2 protein-coding genes and 1 pseudogene are annotated in these 1435 nt (G+C 66.6%); all 3 read left to right on the forward strand.

From position 1 onward, the window contains the following. Positions 1-77 precede the first annotated feature (77 nt). Positions 78-200, forward strand: a pseudogene (locus tag G7043_RS50520) (helix-turn-helix domain-containing protein); the annotation flags it as partial. Positions 201-221: 21 nt separating this feature from the next. Beyond that, complete coding sequence (locus G7043_RS49195) at positions 222-539, forward strand: helix-turn-helix domain-containing protein (protein WP_242643491.1); 318 nt, start codon at positions 222-224, stop codon at positions 537-539. A gap of 2 nt (positions 540-541) precedes the next feature. Further along, the gene (locus tag G7043_RS47425; protein WP_313888444.1) at positions 542-1396 is read left to right on the forward strand and encodes an IS3 family transposase; all 855 of its coding nucleotides are present in this window, start codon (positions 542-544) and stop codon (positions 1394-1396) included. Positions 1397-1435: the final 39 nt, after the last annotated feature.

Consider the following 1435-nt stretch of genomic DNA (forward strand, 5'->3'; position numbering starts at 1 on the left):
TGAACCGCTCCCCGGAAGTTGGACTGGTATCCAGTTCCGACTCTCCGGGGAGCGGTTCGTTGCATCCACGAAGTTCGTTGTGTGAGCGGCAGCGGGAGGCTGCTGTCGCGTTGTTCGAGGCTGGGTATGGGGAGAAGGCCGTCTCGACCCGGTTGGGGGTGTCGGAGACCGCGGTGCGACGCTTGCGTGAGCGTTGGAGTCTGCGAGGCGCGGGAGCGCTGATGATGAAACCGGGCAAGCGGTCGTTCACCTTCGAGTTCAAGCTCGAGGTCGTGCGCCGGTTCGTCGATGGTGAGGTGTCCGCGCTCGAGCTGGCGCGGGAGTACGACCTGTCCTCGCCCAAGCTGGTCGAGGGCTGGGTGCGGGCGTATCGGCGTGACGGTGAGGAAGCGTTGCGGCCCAAGCCGAAAGGCCGTCCCGCCGCTGCCCCGGACCCGTCCGGGCTCAGCGAGCTGGACCGTCTGCGGGCAGAGAACCTGCGTTTGTCGGCGGAGAACGCCTACCTGAAAAAATTGCGGGCCTTGAGGGAGCAGGGGTAAGGGTGAAAACCCAGGTCATCGCCGCCCTCAAGGCCGACTACCCGCTGCCGGTGCTGCTCGCGGTCGCCGGCCTCGCCCGGTCGACGTTCTTCTACCACCAGGCCCGCCTGGACCGGCCTGATCCGCAGGCCGGGCTCAAGGCCGCGATCACCGAGGCGTTCGAGGCCGCCCGCGGCCGCTACGGGCATCGGCGAATCCACATCATGCTGACCCGTGCCGGCTGGCAGGTGGCCAAGAAGACCGTGCTCACGCTGATGAACGCCCTCGGCCTGGTCTGCAAGGTCCGGCGGCCACGCCGATACCGGTCATGGCTCGGGCGGACAGGCACGACCGCCGAGAACGTGCTCAACCGCCAGTTCAGCGCCGAAGCCCCGGACACCAAATGGGTCACCGACGTGACCGAGTTCCGCATCGGTGACCGCAAGCTCTACCTGTCCCCGATCATTGACCTGTTCGACCGGTCCGTGATCGCCTACACCTGCGGCCCGTCCCCGACGCTGGAACTGACCAACTCCTCACTGCGCGCCGCGATCGCCACCCTGCCCGCCGGAGCCGCGCCGCTGGTGCACTCCGACCAGGGCTTCCAGTATCAGCACGTCTCCTGGCGGACCCTGCTCGACGACGCGGGCCTGACCCAGTCGATGTCCCGGCGGGCCAACTGCCTGGACAACTCGATGGCCGAGAACTTCTTCGGCCACCTGAAGGAAGAACTGTTCCACCACACCAGGTTCGACACCGTCGCCGAGTTCACCACGGCGCTGGACGACTACATCGACTGGTACAACACCACCCGTATCTCGACCACGCTCAAGGGCCTGAGCCCGGTCGAATACCGAGCCCAGGCCCTCGCGGCCTAACCTTCAGCTAGCCAGTCCAACTTCCGGGGACCAGTTCAC

It is taken from the genome of Lentzea alba (assembly GCF_011067745.1).
Taxonomy (GTDB): Bacteria; Actinomycetota; Actinomycetes; order Mycobacteriales; family Pseudonocardiaceae; genus Lentzea; species Lentzea alba.